Source organism: Mesorhizobium sp. WSM4820 (genome assembly GCF_055811075.1).
On the sequence record NZ_JBVVQN010000009.1, the window covers coordinates 79,654 to 98,569 of the forward strand.

The window sequence follows — 18,916 nt, forward strand, 5'->3', positions numbered from 1 at the left end:
CGACGCAGCCGCCAGACAAACGGAAGAGCCGCGCAGCCAAGCCCCACGCGGCTCTCTCCCAGAAGGCCATTCACCGGAAGCGGGCGAAGAATTACCCGGCGACGCTGGCCTGCGGCGCCGAGCGTTCGCTCAGCATCTGACGCACCGCCGCCATCGAGTTGCTCAACTCGTTGATGGCATCGTCGATCAGAGCCCGCTGCTTCTGCAGGCGGGCAAGCTGCTTCTCCGACTTGTCGAGCGTCAGTCGCAACTGCTTGGTGTTGGAACCGCTGGGGTCGTAGAGGTCCATCATCTGCTTGACGTCGCGCAGCGAGAACCCGACCTTGCGGCCGAGCAGGATCAGCTTCAGCCGCGCCTTGTCGCGACGCGTGTAGAGACGGGTCGAGCCGTCGCGCTGCGGATTGAGAAGGCCCTTGTCCTCGTAGAAACGCAGCGTACGCAGCGTTACTCCGTATTTCTTGGCCATCTCGCCGATGCGGACAAGATCCTCGCCGGCTTTATCGGACATGTCATTGGTATTGGCCGCGGCTTCGCCGGGCGAAACAAGTTTCATGGTCACTGGCTTTCCCCATCTGGTGGCGCCGCGGTCCTGGACCGTGCGTCGCCTGAGTCGAAGCGGGGGCGTGCTTCCACTCGTGGTTTCAACAAACAAAATCGCAAACGGCACAATCTGCACCCTTACGTTTACGTCAATTCTATACCGATAGCCGCCTCACGAAGCAAGGGCGTCGTGCGGGAGGAACTTTTTGCCGCATCCGCCAGCGCACGGCTCGGCCGCGCTTCAGGCGCTCGTCAACATCGTTGTAACTTCTTAAGCTTGGTTAACGCGTTGTTTACCACGTTGGGCGAATTGTGCGCATGTCGGTCACCCGTGTTTATCCTGTAGCGAATTTTTCACGGTTTCGGAGTCCACCGCAGCAAAGCCGCGGCCGCCTTCGTTTCCGGCAGGACTTTGGGAACACTGGTCATAAAGCCAGCAGTGAAACTGAACGGGCGCATCGATGAACAGCAAGCGGTCCTATCTCGATACACTCAACACCGGCCGGCAGCGCAGGCCGCACACCACGCTTGAACAGCTCAACCGTTCCCTGGAAACGCTGGAGCAGCGGCTGGAGCGGACGCGCGAGGACTTGAGCGAACGTCCCGATCCGCGCCGGCTGAGCGCGGAGCCGCGCTATGCCAGCGCCCGGCCCTATGAGGATCCGCGCCCCGCGCAGCCGCCGAAAAGCCCGGCGCCTGCTGCCTTCGACCAGAATTACCAGGCGATCGCCCGCGACATCGACCGCGTGCGCGGCCAGGAAGACGGCGTCGCCGTGGTCGGCAAGATCGCCGGCGAATTGCGCGGCCTGCGCGAGGAACTGCGCCACCAGATGACCGCCGGCCTGCAGCGCGAATTCGAAGCGCTGCGCAACGATATCGAGCGGGCTTTCCAGGCAAGCACCGAGCCGGGTGGCCAATCGGCGGGAGGCAAAGGCAGCGCCGAACTCAGCGTCGAGTTCGAGCGGCTTTCCGGCGCCATCCAGTCCCTGGCCGAAAAGAGCGACGACAGAAGCGTCAACATGCTCCGGCTCGATCTCGAGCAGGTCAAGGCCGCGCTCGACACGTTGGCGCGCGAGGAGAGCGTGCAGGCGGTCGGCCGCCGCTGGGACGAGTTCGACCGCCGCTGGACCGCGTTCGAGGATCGTGTCGATGCCGATCAGCGACAGCGGTCGGACGCACCGGGTCTTTCGATGCTGACCGGACGGCTTGAACAGATCAGCAATGCCGTCAACAATCTGCCGGAATCGCTGTCGCTGCGTTCGCTCGAAGAGAAGGTCCGCACGCTTGCCGGCGCGGTCGAGCATTTCGCCCGCCAGCAGGACAGTCTCGGCAGCAGCACATTGGCAATGATCGACGAGCGGCTGGACGAGATTTCCCGCGCCATCGTCGCCTCGACCGTCGCCGCGCAGGCCAATTCATTCGACCCCGAAGCATTCGAGCGTATCGAGAAGCGGATCGCCTCGCTTGCCGAACAGATCGAGGAAGTGACGCAAGTCCACCCCAGCGGCGAGGTAATCGACCGCCTCAACATGCTGTCGAGCCGGGTCGACGATCTTGCCAGCCGGGCCAATTTGCCTGAGCAGGCGATGGAGCGTCTCGACAAGCAGATCGCGCTTATTGCCGACAAGATCGACCGGGCGCCTGCCATGCCGGACGCCGACTATATCTTCCAGGGACTGGAACAGCGTTTCGACGTGCTGTCCGCCATGATGGAGCGCCGCCAGGGCGACGCGATCGAACAGGGCAACATGCTGTTTCGCGATCTCGAGCGCCGGCTGGACGAAGTTGCCGACAGGCTGGACCAGCGCGTGCCGCAGATCGATGGCGCCGGCATCATGGACGCCCTCGACGCCCGCTTCAGCGCGCTGGCCAAGCGCTTGGAGACGCGCGTTCCCGATCACGCAGGTGAAGCGGCGATCCGTGGTCTGGAAAGCCGGCTCGAAGACATTTCAATCCGGCTGGATTCATCGGCGGCACAAGTCGCCGGCATCGACCCGGCCCTGATCCGCAGCCTGGAAGCGCAGGTCGCGGGCCTGTCGGCGCACCTCTCGAAACCCGGCGCGCCACTGCCGGAATTGGAGGATATCAGCCCTCGGCTCAACGAAATCGAGAAGTCGCTGGCTGGCACCCGCGATTCCATCCTCAGCGCGGCGCGCGAGGCAGCCGAGAGCGCCGTCCGTTCTCTGGCGGGCTCCAGTGCCAACACGGCGGCCGTCTCTGGCCTCGCCCAGGATCTGAAGACGCTCGAAGCACTGACGCGCCGTTCCGACGAGCGCAATTCGAGGACCTTCGAAGCCATCCACGACACGCTGCTCAAGATCGTCGACCGGCTGGGCACGCTAGAAACCGGCGAGCCGGCCGACGCTGTGAGTGAACTTCTGAATACGCAGCCGGCCGAGCCGGACAGCTGGCGCGGCGTGCGATCGTCAAAGATGGCCGTACGTGACGCGCCGTCCATGGACATCGACCAGCCACTGCCGCTGACGGAAGACATGGCCGACCTCGACAGCCATGTCTCTGCCATGATCAGCGATGACTCAAGTTCGCCTAGCGAACCGGGCACGCGTAGCGACCCGGGCACGCGCACGCCGGCCGAAGCCGCAGCGGCCGCGGCCATGGCGGCGCTTGGCGCGGACACGGCAGAAAAAAGCCAGCCGACCGGCGGCCGGAAGTCGATGCTCGGCGGACTGGCGCGCGCCTTCAAGGCCAAGAAGGAGACGATCGTTCCGCCGCTTGCCGGCTCCGCGCCTGATGTCGAGATACCGATTGCCGATCTCGACGAGCCGCTGGACCCGAAGGTTGCCAACCGGCCGCTGGAGCCCGGCTCCGGCCCACCTGACCTCAACGCCATCATGAAGCGCGTGCGCGACGAACGCGGCCCGCCCGGCAGGGCCGGCAATGCCGACGCATCGAAATCCGACTTCATCGCCGCAGCCAGGCGCGCGGCGCAAGCGGCCGCTGCCGAGGCCGACGCTCTCAAGCGGCAATCGACGATGAGGGGGCCGGTGAAGGCGCTCAGGATCGGCGACTTGCTCAAGGCGCGACGCAAGCCGATTCTGATGGCAGCCGCCGCGGTCATGCTGGCGCTCGCCGGCCTGCAATTGGGCAAGGCCTTTGTCTCCGACCCGGTCGAAATGGCCAGCAACGATACGGCGCCGACGGCGGCCGCGCAGCCAGTGGAAACCGCATCGATCGGTACCGTCAACGAGCCGAAGACGGACGCACAAACCGCAGGGGAAAGCGCACCAGGCGGCGCCGTCCGGCAGGCAGAGCCATCCGAATCGGTAGCCGAGGACGACATACCGGCGCAGGCCGCCATCGCCATGCCGTCGGATACCGAAATATCGGCGGATGCCGAAACGCCGATGCACCCAGGGTCCGCGGCCGAGCCTGTTCCTGCGCCAATGGCTTCAACGGCGTCGCCCGATCCGGCGGCGGCGAACATGACAGCGTCGGCACCTGCGGGCTCGACGGCTGCGGACGCCGAACCAATGGCCACCGCCCCGGACGCCACCCCCGCGACCCAGGACATGACCGGCACGGTCACTTCAGCGGATGCTTCGACGGCGGCGGCCACTGCCAAGATTGACATTCCAGCCGATGCCGGCCCGGCTGCCTTGCGTGACGCAGCGGCCGGCGGCGACGCCAAGGCACTGTTCGAGATCGGCTCGCGCTACGCCGAATCGCGCGGTGTCAAGCCAGACATGGCCGCGGCCGCCAAATGGTACGAGAAATCAGCCGAGCTCGGCTTCGCACCGGCGGAATACCGCATCGGCAACTTCTACGAGAAGGGCACCGGCGTCGCGCGCGACGTCAAGAAGGCGAAGACCTGGTACCAGCTCGCCGCTGCGCAGGGCAACGCCAGCGCCATGCACAACCTCGCCGTGCTCTTCGCCATGGCGGCGGACGGCGTGACCGACAATGAATCGGCCGCGCACTGGTTCCAGGCCGCCGCCGATCTCGGCGTCAAGGACAGCCAGTTCAATCTCGGCATCCTGGCGGCGAAGGGCGTCGGCATGAAGCAGAATCTCGAAGAGTCCTACAAATGGTTCGCGCTCGTCGCCAAGACCGGCGACAAGGATGCGGCGGCAAAGCGCGACGAGATCGCCAAGGCGCTCAGGCCCGAGCAGCTCGAACGCGCACGTGCCGCCACGGAGCTGTGGAAGTCAAAGCCGGTCGATCCTGCGGCCAATTCGGCCGATATTCCCGAATCGTGGCAGGACGGCACGCCGCAGACGACCGCCAGCGTCGACATGAAGAAGGTCGTTCAGAACATCCAGCGCATTCTCAACAAGAACGGCTATGAGGCCGGCAATGACGACGGCGTGATGGGCCAGAAAACCAAGGATGCCATCATGGCTTTCCAGACCGACAACGACCTGAAGCCTACCGGCACGGTCGACGAAAAGCTGGTCAAGGCGCTGCTTGCGCGCAAATAACGTCAGATGCGTCGTTTCCGCGACGCCTTTGCCACACATTCGCCTGTTAACTGATTGAGTTGTTTTTTGTTTCGGCGACGTCGCGAGGTTTGACTTCGCCGCGCGGCCGGCGCAAGAACGAGACAGCTTTTTGGCGCGAATGCCCGCAACGGTTGCATTCGTCGAGAGGCAAACTGATCGAGACTGACGGGTGGGCATCTATCTCCCGATCGCGGAAATTTCCGTCAACATCTTCGTGCTGCTGGCCATGGGCGCGGCGGTGGGTTTCCTCTCGGGCATGTTCGGAGTGGGCGGCGGCTTCCTGATCACGCCGCTGCTGATCTTCTACAACATACCGCCGGCGATCGCAGTCGCCACCGGCGCCAACCAGGTCATCGCCTCCTCCTTCTCCGGCGCATTGTCGCACGTGAAGCGCGGCACGCTCGACTTCAAGCTCGGTGGTGTGCTTTTGGCCGGCGGCATCGTCGGCTCGACCGGCGGCATCTTCGTCTTTGGCTTCTTGCGCCGGCTCGGCCAGCTCGACCTGTTCATCTCGCTGCTCTACGTCGTGCTGCTCGGCACCGTCGGCGGGCTGATGCTGGTCGAGAGCGTCAATGCGCTGCGCGCCACGCGCAGCGGCGCGGCACCGGTGCTGAAGAAATCCGGCCAGCACAACTGGATCCACCGCTTGCCGCTGAAGATGCGGTTCAGGGCCTCGAAGCTTTTCGTCAGCGTCATCCCGGTGCTCGGCCTCGGCGCCGGCATCGGTTTCCTGTCGTCGATCATGGGCGTCGGCGGCGGCTTCATCATGGTGCCGGCGCTGATCTATCTCTTGAAAGTGCCGACCAACGTCGTCGTCGGCACCTCGCTGTTCCAGATCATCTTCACCTCGGCCTACACCACGCTGGTCCATGCCACCACCAACCAGACGGTCGACGTCATGCTCGCCTTCTTGTTGATGGCGGGCGGCGTCGCCGGCGCGCAATACGGCGCCAAGGCCGGCCAAAGGCTGCGCGGCGAGCAGCTCAGGGCGCTGCTGGCACTGCTGGTGCTGGCGGTTGCCATCCGGCTCGCCATCGATCTGTTCGTGACGCCGCCCAGCCTCTATTCGCTGTCCGGCGCGGATCCGACCTGATGGCGGGTTTTAGGACGTTCCTGGCCGTTGCCTCGCTGTCGCTGTTCGCCGCCTCGTCACCGGCAAGAACGCAGACGCCGGTTACCGAAAACATCCAGATCGGCCTGTCCACCGACCATGTCTCGATCACCGCCGGCTTTTCCGGCGCCGACCTCACCATCTTCGGCTCATTGGAAAATGCCGACCCGCGTGTCGCGCGCCAGGGGCGCTACGACATCGTCGTCGTGCTTGAGGGTCCGGCCCGGAAGGTCGTCGTGCGCCGCAAGGACCGGGTGCTCGGCATCTGGATCAATCTGGAGTCCGAGACCTTCAAGAATGTGCCGGTGTCCTATTCGGTGGCGACGACGCGGCCGCTGCAGGACGTCACCGATCCCAACAGCTACAAGCAACTGTCGCTCGGCGCCGCCAACATCTACATGCAGCCGGCCGACGCTGGCGACAGTCCGGCGACCATCCAGGAATTCACCGCGGCACTGCGCGAGCGAAAGACGGCGACCGGCCTCTACAGCGTGAATGTCGGCGGCGTGCAGTTCCTGTCGCAGAACCTGTTCCGCGCCACCGTCAGGCTCGCCCCCAATGTTCCGGTCGGCACCCACAAGGCCCGCGCGTTCCTGTTCAAGAGCGGCCTGTTCATCAAGGAAAGCTCCGCCCAGCTCGAAATCCGCAAATCCGGTTTCGAACAGTCGATCTTCCGCGTCGCCCACGATTATTCTTTCCTGTATGGCGTCTTCGCGGTGTCGTTGGCCATGCTGACAGGCTGGCTCGGAAGGCTCGTCTTCCGGAAGGATTAAACTCTTTTCAAAGGCGGTTCCCCTTTTTACGCTCGTGGGTTAGACCGCGACCCCGGCCCGGCCGAACACCGGCTGTCGCTCCCCAAATCAAAAATACAGGACTTTGCGATGCGACCAGCATTCGGCGGTATCGACTTCGGCACTTCGAATTCCACCGTCGGCGTGATCAGGGACGGGCAGCCGCAACTGGTGGCGCTGGAAGACGGCGAGGTGACCCTGCCCAGCGCGGTGTTCTTCAATTTCGAGGACAACCGCACCTACTTTGGGCGCCGCGCCATCGCCAACTATACCGACAGCATCGAGGGTCGCCTGATGCGCTCGCTGAAGAGCGTACTCGGCGGTACGCTGGTCCATGAAAAGACGCGCATCAAAACCCGATCGATCGCCTTCACCGAGATCATCGGTCTGTTCGTCGGCCACCTCAGGAAAAGGCTGGAAGAGGATGCGGACGATACGGTTGAAAGCGTGGTGCTCGGTCGTCCCGTGCAGTTCGTCGACGATGATGCCGAGGCCGATGCCAAGGCCGAAGGTGAACTCGAAAACGCGGCCCGCAGCCAGGGCTTCAAGCATATCGCCTTCCAGTTCGAGCCGATCGCGGCGGCGCTCGACTACGAGCAGAAGGTGACGCGCGAAGAACTGGCGCTGATCGTCGACATGGGCGGCGGCACGTCCGACTTCTCGATCGTGCGGGTCTCGCCGCAGCGCGCCCGCTCCCTTGATCGCAAGGACGACATCCTGGCGAGCCGAGGCATCCACATCGGCGGCACCGACTTCGACCGGCTGTTGAGCATCGCCCATGTGATGCCGCAACTCGGCTACCTCTCGCCGACCAAGGACGGCAAGCGCAACTTGCCGGCCAGCTACTTCATCGACCTGGCGACATGGCAGCGCATCAATCTGGTCTACACCGCCCGCGCGATGACGCATCTGCGCCAGATCCGCTACGAGGCGGAACGCGCCGACCTGGTCGACCGCTTCATCGACATCGTCGAGCATCGTTACGGGCACGCGCTGGCCGCTTTGGTCGAGAGGGCCAAGATCGAGCTGACGGAGCAACCGTCCGCCGAGGTGATGGTCGCGCTGACGGGAGCGAAGTTTGCGACCGAAATTACGCGCGCCGGGATCGACGACACGATCGCCAAGGATATCGAACGGGTGGCCGCGACGGTTGGTGAGACGATCCGCGACGCGCAGGTGAAACCCTCCGACATCCCCGCGGTGTTCCTGACCGGCGGATCGACCGCCATCCCGCTGGCAAGGCAGCAGATACTGGCCCTGGTGCCGCAGGCATCGGTCATCGAAGGTGATATGTTCGGCTCAGTCGGGCTTGGGCTGGCGCTCGATGCGCAGCGGAAATTCGGCTGACCCGGCTTACCCGCGGACGGTCTCGCCGGCCCTCGCGCCCAGATGCGCCTTGAGCGCCATCTGGGCCAGACTTGCCTGCCGGTCACGATGCGTGATCATGGCGAAATCGCGCTTTGGCAGATCGATCGGCACGGCTCGCAGGCTGCCCTCGGCGACCGCGCGTTCGACAACGAGCTCCGAAATGATGGTGGCGCCGGCGCCGGCCTCGACCGCCTGACGGACCGCCTCGTTGCTCGGCAGCACCAGGAATATCCGCAGGTCCGCGAACGAGATCCCTTCGCGGCGGGCAAGATCTTCCAGCACCTCGCGCGTGCCCGATCCGCCTTCCCTGATGATCCAGCGGAGTTCCCTGATATCGGGATGCCCGCGCGAGACTTCGGCGATCTCGGCATGCGAATGCGCCACGACCAGCATCAGGCGATCGACATCGACCTTGGCGCGCCGCAATATGTCCGATTCAGTGCGCCCCTCGACCAGGCCAAAATCAGCCGTACCGTCGAGTACGGTGGTCTCAACCTGCCTGGTGTTGCCGATGGTCACGCTCAGCCTGACGGCGGGATAGGCCTCGTGGAAGGAGGCCAGCCGGCGCGGCAGCCAGTAGCTGGCGATGGTCTGGCTGGCGGCGATGGAAAGGCTGCCGGTGATCGTCTGCGAGACGTGCTCCAGCACGTCGTGGGCGGCAGCCGCCCGTTCGAGCACGGCCTTCGCCTCGGGCAGAAACCTGCGCCCGGTCTGCGCCAGTTCGATGTTGCGACCGACCCGGTTGAACAGCTGGACGCCATGCTGCTGTTCGAGCGAGCGGATGGCGGCCGAGGCGGCCGATTGGGAAATACCCAGCAGTTCGGCCGCCTTGGTCATGTGCCCCCGTTCGGCGACGGCAACGAATATCCGCAGTTGGTCCAGGGTCATGCGGAGAATTAAGAAACAATTTCGATTGGAATTACAAGAGCAACTTGTTAGACGGATCGATTGCTTTGTTCTAATTTTCCCGGCGGAGTTGGAAAAAAATCGCGGCCAACCTGCAACGGGTAGAAAAGTGATCGGGCGGTTCAAATCCTTGTTTGCCCATTGGACCCGCGGTCTGCGGCGTCGGCTTGCCGGCGACCGTTATCATCCGGAAGAACACTACATGCGCGGCCCCGGGCCGAAGACGAGAGCCAAATTCGCAGACCGCAAAAGCCCCGAATCATGAACCACGGACCGCTGCGCGGCGCCAATTCCGCACCGTCCCAACGGTCGCTTGCCGACACCCGCGCGCCCCACGAGGGTGACGGCGTCGATACCTCGCCTGACGTCTCAGACAGCATCGCCAAGACCACCTGCTACATGTGCGCCTGCCGCTGCGGCATCGACGTCCACATCAAGGACGGCAAGGTCCGCTACATCAACGGCAACAAGGACCATCCGGTCAATCGCGGCGTGCTGTGCGGCAAAGGCAGCGCCGGCATCATGCAGCACTACAGTCCGGCCAGGTTGAAGAAACCATTGCTGCGCAGCGGTCCGCGCGGCTCGGGAGAGTTTCGCGAGATCGAGTGGGAGGAGGCCTTCTCGATCGCGACGGAACGGCTTTCGAAAATCCGCCGCACCGATCCGAAGAAACTCGCCTTCTTCACCGGGCGCGACCAGTCGCAATCGTTGACCGGCTGGTGGGCGAGCCAGTTCGGCACGCCGAATTTCGCCGCCCATGGCGGCTTCTGCTCGGTCAACATGGCGGCCGGCGGGCTCTATACGATCGGCGGCTCGTTCTGGGAGTTCGGCGAACCCGACTGGGACAACACCAAATACTTCATGCTGTTCGGCGTCGCCGAGGACCATGATTCCAATCCGATCAAGATCGGCCTTGGCAAGCTCAAGGCGCGCGGCGCCAAGGTGGTCTCGATCAATCCGTGCCGCACCGGCTACAACGCCATTGCCGATGACTGGATCGGCATCCGGCCCGGCACCGACGGCCTGTTCGTATTTGCTCTCATTCATGAGCTGCTGAAGGCCGGCCGCGTCGATCTCGATTATTTGCTGCGCTACACCAACGCCCATGTCCTCGTCATCCAGGAGCCGGGTGCAGCAGATGACGGGCTGTTCGCACGCGACAGCGGCGGCAATCCGCTGGCCTGGGACAGGCTGGCCAAAGTCTCCGTCAGCGCCACCGATAATAGTGCAAAACCGGCGTTGACCGGCAACTTCCAGGTCGATGGCCGCCGCTGCGTGCCGGTCTTCCAGCTCGTTGCCGACCGCTATCTGCAGAAGAGCTATTCTGCCGATGCGGTCGCCGAACGCTGCGGCGTTACCGCCGACACCATCCGCCGCATCGCCGCCGAACTGGCGCATGTCGCCTTCGAGCAGGCGATCGAACTGCCGGTGGCGTGGACCGACTGGGCCGGCCGCCGGCATGAGACGATCAAGGGCCGGCCGGTGTCGATGCACGCGATGCGCGGCATCTCGGCCCATTCGAACGGTTTTCACACCTGCCGCGCCATCCACCTGCTCCAAGTACTCCTAGGTACGGTGGACGTGCCCGGCGGGTTTCGCTTCAAGCCACCTTATCCGCGGTCGGCGCCGCCGGGGCCGAAGCCGGCGGGCAAGGACGTCAGGCCGATGACGTCGCTCGAAGGCATGCCGCTCGGTTTCGTCTGCGGCCCGGACGATCTGCTGGTCGATGACGTCGGCACGCCGATCCGTATCGACAAGGCCTATTCCTGGGATGCGCCGCTGGCAGCACACGGGCTCATGCACACGGTCATCCGTAACGCCTGGGCCGGCGACCCCTACAGGATCGATACGCTGTTGATGTACATGTCCAACATGGCCTGGAACTCGTCGATGAATACCGTCGAGACGATGGCGATGCTGACCGATATGGATGCGTCAGGCGAGTACAGGATCCCGTTCATCATCTATTCCGACGCCTATTATTCCGAGACCGTGCCGTTCGCCGATCTCGTGCTTCCCGACACGACCTATCTCGAGCGTCATGACTGCATCAGCCTGCTCGACCGGCCGATCAGCCACGCCGATGGACCGGGTGACGCCATCCGTCATCCGGTTGTCGAGCCGGACCGCGACGTGCGGGCGTTCCAGACGGTGCTGATCGAGCTCGGCGCGCGGCTCGGCCTGCCCGGCTTCGTCGCCGACGACGGCTCGGCCAAATACCGCGACTATGCCGATTACATCGTCAATCATGAGCGCAGGCCAGGCATCGGCCCGCTCGCCGGCTGGCGCGGCAAGGACGGAATTTTGATCGGCAAGGGCGATGCCAATCCCGACCAGCTTCGGCGCTACATCGACAATGGCGGCTTCTGGCACCACGATTTTGCCGACGACCAGCGCTACTACAAGATGGCCAACCGATCCTACCTCGAGTTTGCCGAGACCATGGGTTTCATCCCGAAGGCCGAGCCGATCGTGTTCCAGCTCTATTCCGAGCCGATGCAGCGGTTTCGCCTCGCCGCGCGCGGCCATGGCAGGGTGCTGCCGCCGGAGGCGGAGCGCAGCCGCATCGAAACCTATATGGACCCGCTGCCGTTCTGGTACACGCCCTTCGAGGAGGCGGTTGTCGACGTTGAGAAATACCCTCTGCATGCGCTGACGCAGCGGCCGATGCACATGTATCATTCCTGGGGCTCGCAGAACGCCTGGCTCAGACAGATCACCAGCCAGAACCGGCTGTTCGTGCACAGCCGAACCGCCGCCGGCTTCGGGCTTGCCGATGACGACTGGGTTTGGATCGAGAGCATCAACGGCAGGGTCAAGGGACAGATCAAGCTGGTCGACGGGGTCAACGCCGACACGGTGTGGACCTGGAACGCGATCGGCAAGCGGCGCGGCAGCTGGGGCCTGAAGGACGACGCGGCCGAATCCAACCGCGGCTTCCTGCTCAACCACATCATCGGCGACCAGACTTCTGCCGATGCGAACGGCAAGTGCTACTCGAATTCCGATCCGGTGACCGGCCAGGCGGCATGGTTCGACCTGCGCGTCCGCATCGTCAAATGCGCGGCTGAAGAAGCCGGCTTCACCGAGCCGCAGTTCGAGCGCTTCCGGCAGCCACCGCATTTCGAGCCCTCGCCCGACAAGCTCAGTTTCGGCGCTGAATTCCGCCGGGCAAGAGAGGCTTCCAGATCATGACCTGCCTTCCCGCCCATACCGACAAGAAGCTCGGCCTGGTCATCGACCTCGACACCTGCGTCGGTTGCCAAGCCTGCGTTACCGCCTGCAAGGAATGGAACACCGGCGGTCACATGGCGCCGCTGACCGACATCGATCCCTATGGCGGCGATGCCGACGGGGTCTGGTTCAACCGCGTGCACAGCTATGAGCACATGACGGAGATGGGTGGGCGCACGGTCAATTTCCCACGCTCCTGCCTGCATTGCGAGACACCGGCCTGCGTCACCGTCTGCCCGACCGGCGCCTCCTACAAACGGGCCTCGGACGGCATCGTGCTGGTCGACGAAGACAAGTGCATCGGCTGCAAATTGTGCAGCTGGGCCTGCCCCTATGGCGCGCGTGAGTTCGATACCGATGTCGGCGTGATGAAGAAGTGCACGCTGTGCGTCGACCGCATCTACAACGACAATCTGGCGGAAGAAGACCGCGTGCCGGCCTGCGTCGCCGCCTGTCCGACCAGCGCGCGGCACTTTGGCGATCTCGGCGACCCGGCATCGGCGATCTCGCAACTGGTGGCCGAACGCGGCGGCGTCGACCTGATGCCCGAACTCGGCTATCACCCGACCAACAAATATTTGCCGCCGCGCGCCCACACGCCGCGCGCTGCATCGGTGCCGGCGCCGAGGCTCGAACTGTTGCGGGTTGAAGGCGGTTTCCTCGGCTGGGTCGATCGCATGCTTTCGCATTGATCAGCATCCATGCATCCAGCCTTCTCCGTCGTCTTCTTCACCACTGCCACGGGCGCCGGTTACGGCCTGCTCGCGCTGCTCGGCGTGCTGGCCGGACAAGGATTTGTCCCGCCTGATTTCTGGCTCGGCCTCGTCGGCATGGGGCTGGCGCTCGGCCTGATCTCGGCCGGCCTGCTGTCGTCGGCCGGCCATCTCGGCCGACCGGAACGCGCCTGGAGAGCATTCTCGCAATGGCGCAGCTCATGGCTGTCGCGCGAAGGCGTTGCCTCGGTCGCGACCTTCGTGCCGGCGGGATTGTTCGCCTTCGGCTGGCTGTTCCTCGGCCGCACAAACGGCTGGGTGGCCGTCGCCGGGCTGCTGGCTGCGGTCGGCGCGGTCGCCACCGTCTGCACCACCGGCATGATCTATGCCTCGCTGAAGCCGATCGCCCAGTGGCACAGCCGCTTCACTTTGCCCGGCTACCTGATCTTTTCGGCGATGAGCGGCAGCGTGCTTCTCAACGCGCTGCTGCAGGGCTTCGCCCTCGGCTCGACTATCGTTCTGACAGGTTGCGTACTGCTGACCTTGCTCGGCTGGGGCTGGAAGCTGGTAAATTGGCGCTACAATGACAGGCTGGAAATCCCGACCAACGCCAACACCGCTACCGGACTTGCCGGCGGTACGGTGCGGTCGCTGGAATGGCCGCACACCGAAGAAAACTACCTGCTCAAGGAGATGGGCTTTCGCATCGCCCGCAAGCACAAGGCGCGGCTGCGCCAGATCACGCAAGTGCTGGCCTTCGCTCTGCCCGTCTTGCTGCTGATTGCCGCATTCGCCTTGCCATGGCCCTATGCGGCGGTGCTGTCGGCACTCGCCACATCAGCCCAATTCGCCGGCATGCTGGTCGAACGCTGGCTGTTCTTCGCCGAAGCGAAACACACCGTCACCCTCTACTACGGCAGGTAGAGCAGCTCAGCCCGGCCGCAGCATCGCGTGGGAAATCGCAAAAATGCGCTCGGTGCCGAGCATATAGGCCATCAGCGTCTCGCGGCGGAACAGCCCGGCATAGGCGCGGTCGAGCACATTGAGCGAGCCGGTATAGGCGCCGAAGGCCGGCATGATCATGCGGCCGCCGTCGCCGGCAAAGCAGCGCCGTCGCACCGAGCGGCCCTGCTGCACGATGCGGGCGCAAGGGTGCAGATGACCTGATACCTCGCCTTCCACTCTCACCGCCGAAGGCTCGTGCCGGAATACGAGAGAGCCTATGGCCAGCTCGCGCACCGTCTCGCCGGGCAAGTCGGCCGGCGCATCCGGGTCATGATTGCCGGCAACCCAGAACCAGTCGCGACCGGCCATCAGCGCTTCCAGCCGTTCGCGAAAGCTCGCATGCATGCGCGCGGCGCCGCCGCCGTCATGAAAGCTGTCGCCGAGGCTGATGACGATCGCCGGCTGATAATCGGCAATCACCGCCTGCAACCGCAGCAACGTCGCACCGGTATCATAAGGCGGGATCAACGTACCGCGCCGTGCCAGCGACGAACCCTTTTCCAGATGCAGGTCGGACACGGTCAGAAGCCGAAGCTCGGGAAAATAAAGCACGCCGCGGCGATCGCAGATCGCACGCTCGCCGGCGATGCCGACAGGATCGGCATCCGCCAGGAGCGCCGTCATGGCGAGTGCGAATGTCATTTCGTCCCCATGGCCTCCTCGACCAGCGTTGCCGCATCCATCAGCAGCGTATCATCGGCCTCGCCATGCACCGGCATCTTGCCGATCTCGAGCATGATAGGGACGGCGAGCGGCGAAATCTGCTCGAGGTCTTTATGCACGATTCGTCCCTGGATACGCGAGAGCATCTCGGCAAGTCTGCTGACATCCAGCAGACCCGTGGCCGCGTCGGCACGCGTCGCCTGCAGCAGGATGTGGTCGGGCTCATGGCTGCGCAGAACGTCGTAGATGAGGTCGGTCGAGACGGTGACCTGACGGCCGCTCTTCTCCTGGCCCGGATGACGTTTTTCGATCAGTCCGGAGATGAGCGCGCAATTGCGAAAGGTGCGCTTCAAAAGCCAGCTGCCGGCCAGCCAGGCTTCGAGATCGTCGCCCAGCATGTCCTGGTCGAAAAGCGCGGCCAGCGACGGTTTCTTCGCCCGCAACATCCTGCCCATATCGGCCAGCGACCAGATGGCAAGCGCATAGTCGGTGGCGACGAAGCCGAGCGGCCTGGCTCCCGCCCGGTCGAGGCGGCGGGTGAGCAGCATGCCAAGCGTCTGGTGCGCCAGCCTGCCCTCGAACGGGTAGGCCACCAGATAGTAGCGGTTGCCGCGCGGAAAGGTCTCGATCAGCAGGTCGTCGCGCTTCGGCAGCACCGATTTGTCGGCCTGGAAGCGCAGCCAGTCGGCGACCTGTTCCGGCAGCTTCTTCCAGCGCTGCGGGTCGTCCAGCATGATGCGGACCTGTTCGGCGAGGTAAGTCGAAAGCGGGAATTTGCCGCCGCCATAATAGGGCACCTTGGCGTCACTGCCGGGCGCATTCGACACGAAGCATTCATTGTCGCGGATGCCCTCGAAGCGCAGCACCTTGCCGGCGAACATGAAGGTGTCGCCATGCGTCAGCGTTTCGAGGAACGCCTCCTCGATCTTGCCGAGAACCCGACCGCCGCGCGAGGCAGAGCCTTTGCTGCCGGCCTTGACATAACGCACGTTGAGCGCCGGCACCTCGATGATGGTGCCGACATTCAGCCGGTACTGCTGGGCGATGCGAGGATTGGACACGCGCCACAACCCGTCCTTGTTCAGGCGGATGCGGGCGTAGCGCTCGTAGTTCTTCAGCGCATAGCCGCCGGTGGCGACGAAGTCGACGACACGGTCGAACGTCGGCCGGTCGAGTTCGGCATAGGGCGCGGCGGTTCGCACCTCCTCGAACAGCGCATCGGCATGAAAAGGCGCGCCGCAGGCGCAACCCAGGACATGCTGCGCCAGCACGTCGAGCCCGCCATTGACCAGCGGCGGCGTGTCCTGGGCGCCGAGATAATTGGCGTCGAGCGCCGCCCGGCATTCCAGCACCTCGAAGCGGTTGGCCGGAATCAGGATCGCCTTCGACGGCTCATCCATGCGGTGGTTGGCGCGGCCGATGCGCTGCGCCAGCCGGCTCGCACCTTTGGGAGCGCCGACATGCACGACCAGGTCGACATCGCCCCAGTCGATGCCGAGGTCGAGCGTCGACGTGGCGACGATGGCACGCAAGGCATTCTCGCCCATGGCTTTTTCGACGCGCCGGCGCTGGGCGACATCGAGCGAGCCGTGATGCAGCGCGATCGGCAAAGTGTCCTCATTGACCCGCCACAATTCCTGGAACAGCAGTTCGGCCTGGCTGCGCGTGTTGACGAACAGCAAGGTCGTCTTGTGTCGCTTGATCTCGCTATAAATCTCCGGTGTCGCGTAGCGGGCCGAATGTCCGGCCCACGGCACGTGCTGTTCCGAGTCGAGGATGGAGATGTCGGGCTTGGCGCCTCCGGTGACGACGATCAATTCGGCCATGCCACCGGGTGGATTCTGGCTGACCAGCCAGCGCCGCAATTCGTCCGGCTCGGCGACCGTCGCCGACAGGCCGATCGTCTGCAAGCCGGGAACAAGGGATCGCAGCCGGGCCAGCCCGAGCGACAGGAGATGTCCGCGCTTCGACGTCACCAAGGAATGCAGTTCGTCGAGCACGACATAGCGCAGATCCTCGAAGAAGCGCCTGGCGTCGGGCGCAGCAATCAGCAGCGCCAGTTGCTCGGGCGTCGTCAGAAGGATGTCGGGCGGGGCCAGCTTCTGCCGCTGGCGCTTGTGCGCGGGCGTGTCGCCGGTGCGCGTCTCGATGGTGAGAGATAGGCCGATCTCTTCCACCGGCCTGCCGAGATTGCGCTCGATGTCGACGGCCAGTGCTTTCAGCGGCGAGATGTACAGCGTATGGATGCCGCGACGCGCCTGCCCTGGCTTTCTCCCTGGCCGCCCGGCCAACTCGGTCAGTGAAGGCAGAAATCCGGCCAGCGTCTTGCCGGCGCCGGTCGGCGCGATCAGCAGAACCGATTGCCCGGCCTGGGCAGTCGCCAGCAATTCTATCTGGTGGGCGCGCGGCGACCAGCCTCTTTGCGCGAACCATTTGAGGAATGGCTCGGGCAAGCGCACGGCGGCATTCTGTTCGGCGAGGCGCGGCTGCTCTGTCACCCGCCAGAGGTAGCGCGGCGCCGTGCAATCGCCAAGCAGAATCGGAACAAAAGGTGATCGTGCGTTTTTCCTTCCCCCCTTGTGGGGGAAGGTGGATTGGCGCGTTAGCGCCAAGACGGATGAGGGGTGTTGGAAGGAATGAGGCGTTGGCGATCCCTGGAACACCCCTCATCCGGCCGCTTCGCGGCCACCTTCTCCCACAAGGGGAGAAGGAAGAACCGCGCCAGGTGGATTGCCGCGAAGCGGCAAGACGAATGGGGCGTGCTGGAAGAAATGAGGCGTTGGCGTTCCCTGGAACACCCCTCATCCGGCCGCTGCGCGGCCACCTTCTCCCACAAGGGGAGAAGGATGAGCGCTTACCTTAAGGCCGCCTAAACCCTGTCGGACCGCCATAGAGATAGCCGATGCGGGCGACGGCCTGCCTGAACCCTTCACGCGAGACCAGCATGGTGTGGCCGTTGGCGTGGATCATCGTTTCCGGGTCGGTCATGACAGCGACATGGCCTTTCCAGAACACCAGGTCGCCGCGCCGCAACCCGGCAAGATCCGGACCCGGGTCGAGCGGCTCGCCGATGGTCGCCGCCTGCATGTCGGAATCGCGCAGCACTTGCCTGCCGGTCATGTGCATCGCCAGTTGCAAGAGGCCGGAGCAATCGATGCCGAAGCCGGAGGCGCCGCCCCACAGATAGGGGGTGCCGAGAAAAGTCTCCGCGACTGCGACATAGTCGGCAGCCGGCTCTCCTAGAGGCCTGAGATGGCCTGAGATGACTGCCTCGCCGGACGGCAGCAACGCATAAAGCGTGCCGCGCGTTTCTGCCGCGCCGGTCACCGTCAGCGCCGATCCCATCGACAGTTGCCCGCTCAGCGGAAGCCGCAAATCAGGTCCCGGATAGAGGAAGGTGCGCGGCACCGAGACGACATGGGTGGGCGCATGGTCCCGTCCGCCCAGCACGGTGTCGGCGACATAGCCGACATAGCCGTCGCGCTCCGACTGGATCCAGGCCCAGCCCTCGGCATCTTCGAAGACGAGGACGTCGTCACCGAACAGGGCTTGCGTGTTGACGCCGGCATCCGGCCGCGGCGCCTTGCGGATATCGGCCACTGCGGCTGAAATCCGCGCTGGCCGCCCGGCGACAAAGCGATCGGCGGCGACCTCGCCCTCCAGCCTGGCATCGGCGAGATCGGAACGGAAGGCGTGAAGGCGGGCATCCCTGGCGGTCAAATCGGCAACTCGGTGTCAGAAGGGCGGTTCGGTCAGATGGGCAATTCCTGGGCTCTGGCGATGATAACATCGCCGAAGCGCTCGACAAAGAGAGCACCTTCCACGGTTCGCTTGACCAGCACGTTGCGCTTGTCGAGCTCATCGCGATGGCGCGAAACCAGCTTCATTGCGCCCATCGTGTCGAGCGCCCGGGTGATCACTGGCTTGGTGACATTGAGCCGCGCGGCGAGCCCGCGCACCGTATGCGGCGGTGGATCGAGATAGATCGTGAACAGGATCGCCGTCTGGCGCATGGTGAGGTCCGGCGCATCGTCGCGCACCTGGTACAGCATCACCTGCTGCCACAGTCGCAAGGCCTGACTCGGGCGCATCGAAATCGACATCCGGCCACAATGACGGCAAATT

The 18,916-nt window shown here is 64.5% G+C and carries 13 protein-coding genes; 7 read left to right on the plus strand and 6 right to left on the minus strand.

What is annotated here, in order from left to right:
- Positions 1–91: 91 nt before the first annotated feature.
- Complete coding sequence (locus AC0L2R_RS16270) at positions 92–553, minus strand: MerR family transcriptional regulator (protein WP_023802166.1); 462 nt, start codon at positions 551–553, stop codon at positions 92–94.
- A 448-nt stretch (positions 554–1,001) separates the two neighbouring features.
- Between AC0L2R_RS16270 and AC0L2R_RS16275 the strand changes: the two genes are divergently transcribed.
- The 4 genes from AC0L2R_RS16275 to AC0L2R_RS16290 all read left to right on the plus strand — a co-directional run bounded on the left by AC0L2R_RS16275 (position 1,002) and on the right by AC0L2R_RS16290 (position 8,249).
- A complete protein-coding gene (locus AC0L2R_RS16275; RefSeq protein ID WP_473510168.1) occupies positions 1,002–4,979 on the plus strand; it encodes a peptidoglycan-binding protein in 3,978 nt (1,325 codons plus the stop codon).
- 190 nt (positions 4,980–5,169) lie between these two features.
- A complete protein-coding gene (locus AC0L2R_RS16280; protein ID WP_023802164.1) occupies positions 5,170–6,093 on the plus strand; it encodes a sulfite exporter TauE/SafE family protein in 924 nt (307 codons plus the stop codon).
- Complete coding sequence (locus tag AC0L2R_RS16285) at positions 6,093–6,884, plus strand: TIGR02186 family protein (protein WP_473510170.1); 792 nt, start codon at positions 6,093–6,095, stop codon at positions 6,882–6,884. Before AC0L2R_RS16280 ends, AC0L2R_RS16285 begins: the two co-directional genes overlap by 1 nt.
- A gap of 108 nt (positions 6,885–6,992) precedes the next feature.
- Positions 6,993–8,249, plus strand: coding sequence for an Hsp70 family protein (locus AC0L2R_RS16290; protein WP_473510172.1), 1,257 nt, complete (start codon positions 6,993–6,995; stop codon positions 8,247–8,249).
- 6 nt (positions 8,250–8,255) lie between these two features.
- On the opposite strand, the gene AC0L2R_RS16295 is transcribed toward AC0L2R_RS16290, so the two are convergent.
- A complete protein-coding gene (locus tag AC0L2R_RS16295) occupies positions 8,256–9,158 on the minus strand; it encodes a LysR substrate-binding domain-containing protein (protein ID WP_473510174.1) in 903 nt (300 codons plus the stop codon).
- Between the two features lie 279 nt (positions 9,159–9,437).
- Here AC0L2R_RS16295 and AC0L2R_RS16300 point away from each other — a divergent pair, with 279 nt between their 5' ends.
- Genes AC0L2R_RS16300 through AC0L2R_RS16310 form a run of 3 tightly spaced genes read left to right on the plus strand, consistent with a single transcriptional unit; the run spans position 9,438 to position 14,047 of the window.
- The gene (locus AC0L2R_RS16300; protein WP_473510175.1) at positions 9,438–12,371 is read left to right on the plus strand and encodes a molybdopterin oxidoreductase family protein; all 2,934 of its coding nucleotides are present in this window, start codon (positions 9,438–9,440) and stop codon (positions 12,369–12,371) included.
- Positions 12,368–13,102, plus strand: coding sequence for a 4Fe-4S dicluster domain-containing protein (locus AC0L2R_RS16305; protein ID WP_473510177.1), 735 nt, complete (start codon positions 12,368–12,370; stop codon positions 13,100–13,102). Before AC0L2R_RS16300 ends, AC0L2R_RS16305 begins: the two co-directional genes overlap by 4 nt.
- A 9-nt stretch (positions 13,103–13,111) precedes the next feature.
- On the plus strand, positions 13,112–14,047 hold the full coding sequence (locus AC0L2R_RS16310; RefSeq protein WP_473510179.1) for a dimethyl sulfoxide reductase anchor subunit family protein: 936 nt from the start codon (positions 13,112–13,114) through the stop codon (positions 14,045–14,047).
- Positions 14,048–14,053: 6 nt separating this feature from the next.
- On the opposite strand, the gene pdeM is transcribed toward AC0L2R_RS16310, so the two are convergent.
- The 4 genes from pdeM to AC0L2R_RS16330 form a co-directional block, all read right to left on the minus strand.
- A complete protein-coding gene (pdeM, locus tag AC0L2R_RS16315) occupies positions 14,054–14,770 on the minus strand; it encodes a ligase-associated DNA damage response endonuclease PdeM (protein ID WP_473510181.1) in 717 nt (238 codons plus the stop codon).
- Positions 14,767–17,289, minus strand: coding sequence for a ligase-associated DNA damage response DEXH box helicase (locus tag AC0L2R_RS16320; protein WP_473510183.1), 2,523 nt, complete (start codon positions 17,287–17,289; stop codon positions 14,767–14,769). Before AC0L2R_RS16320 ends, pdeM begins: the two co-directional genes overlap by 4 nt.
- Positions 17,290–17,650: 361 nt before the next feature.
- Positions 17,651–18,511 (minus strand): C40 family peptidase, encoded by an 861-nt coding sequence (locus AC0L2R_RS16325; protein WP_473510185.1) that lies wholly within the window; start codon positions 18,509–18,511, stop codon positions 17,651–17,653.
- 32 nt (positions 18,512–18,543) lie between these two features.
- Positions 18,544–18,894, minus strand: a complete 351-nt coding sequence (locus AC0L2R_RS16330; protein WP_023802155.1) for a MarR family winged helix-turn-helix transcriptional regulator — start codon at positions 18,892–18,894, stop codon at positions 18,544–18,546.
- Between the last annotated feature and the right edge of the window lie 22 nt (positions 18,895–18,916).

Excerpts from the sequence above, each read along its gene's own strand:
- AC0L2R_RS16270 (WP_023802166.1), bottom strand. The coding sequence starts at position 553 with ATGAAACTTGTTTCGCCCGGCGAAGCCGCGGCCAATACCAATGACATG.
- AC0L2R_RS16275 (WP_473510168.1), top strand. The coding sequence starts at position 1,002 with ATGAACAGCAAGCGGTCCTATCTCGATACACTCAACACCGGCCGGCAG.
- AC0L2R_RS16285 (WP_473510170.1), top strand. The coding sequence starts at position 6,093 with ATGGCGGGTTTTAGGACGTTCCTGGCCGTTGCCTCGCTGTCGCTGTTC.
- AC0L2R_RS16290 (WP_473510172.1), top strand. The coding sequence starts at position 6,993 with ATGCGACCAGCATTCGGCGGTATCGACTTCGGCACTTCGAATTCCACC.
- AC0L2R_RS16295 (WP_473510174.1), bottom strand. The coding sequence starts at position 9,158 with ATGACCCTGGACCAACTGCGGATATTCGTTGCCGTCGCCGAACGGGGG.
- AC0L2R_RS16300 (WP_473510175.1), top strand. The coding sequence starts at position 9,438 with ATGAACCACGGACCGCTGCGCGGCGCCAATTCCGCACCGTCCCAACGG.
- AC0L2R_RS16305 (WP_473510177.1), top strand. The coding sequence starts at position 12,368 with ATGACCTGCCTTCCCGCCCATACCGACAAGAAGCTCGGCCTGGTCATC.
- AC0L2R_RS16310 (WP_473510179.1), top strand. The coding sequence starts at position 13,112 with ATGCATCCAGCCTTCTCCGTCGTCTTCTTCACCACTGCCACGGGCGCC.
- pdeM (WP_473510181.1), bottom strand. The coding sequence starts at position 14,770 with ATGACATTCGCACTCGCCATGACGGCGCTCCTGGCGGATGCCGATCCT.
- AC0L2R_RS16330 (WP_023802155.1), bottom strand. The coding sequence starts at position 18,894 with ATGTCGATTTCGATGCGCCCGAGTCAGGCCTTGCGACTGTGGCAGCAG.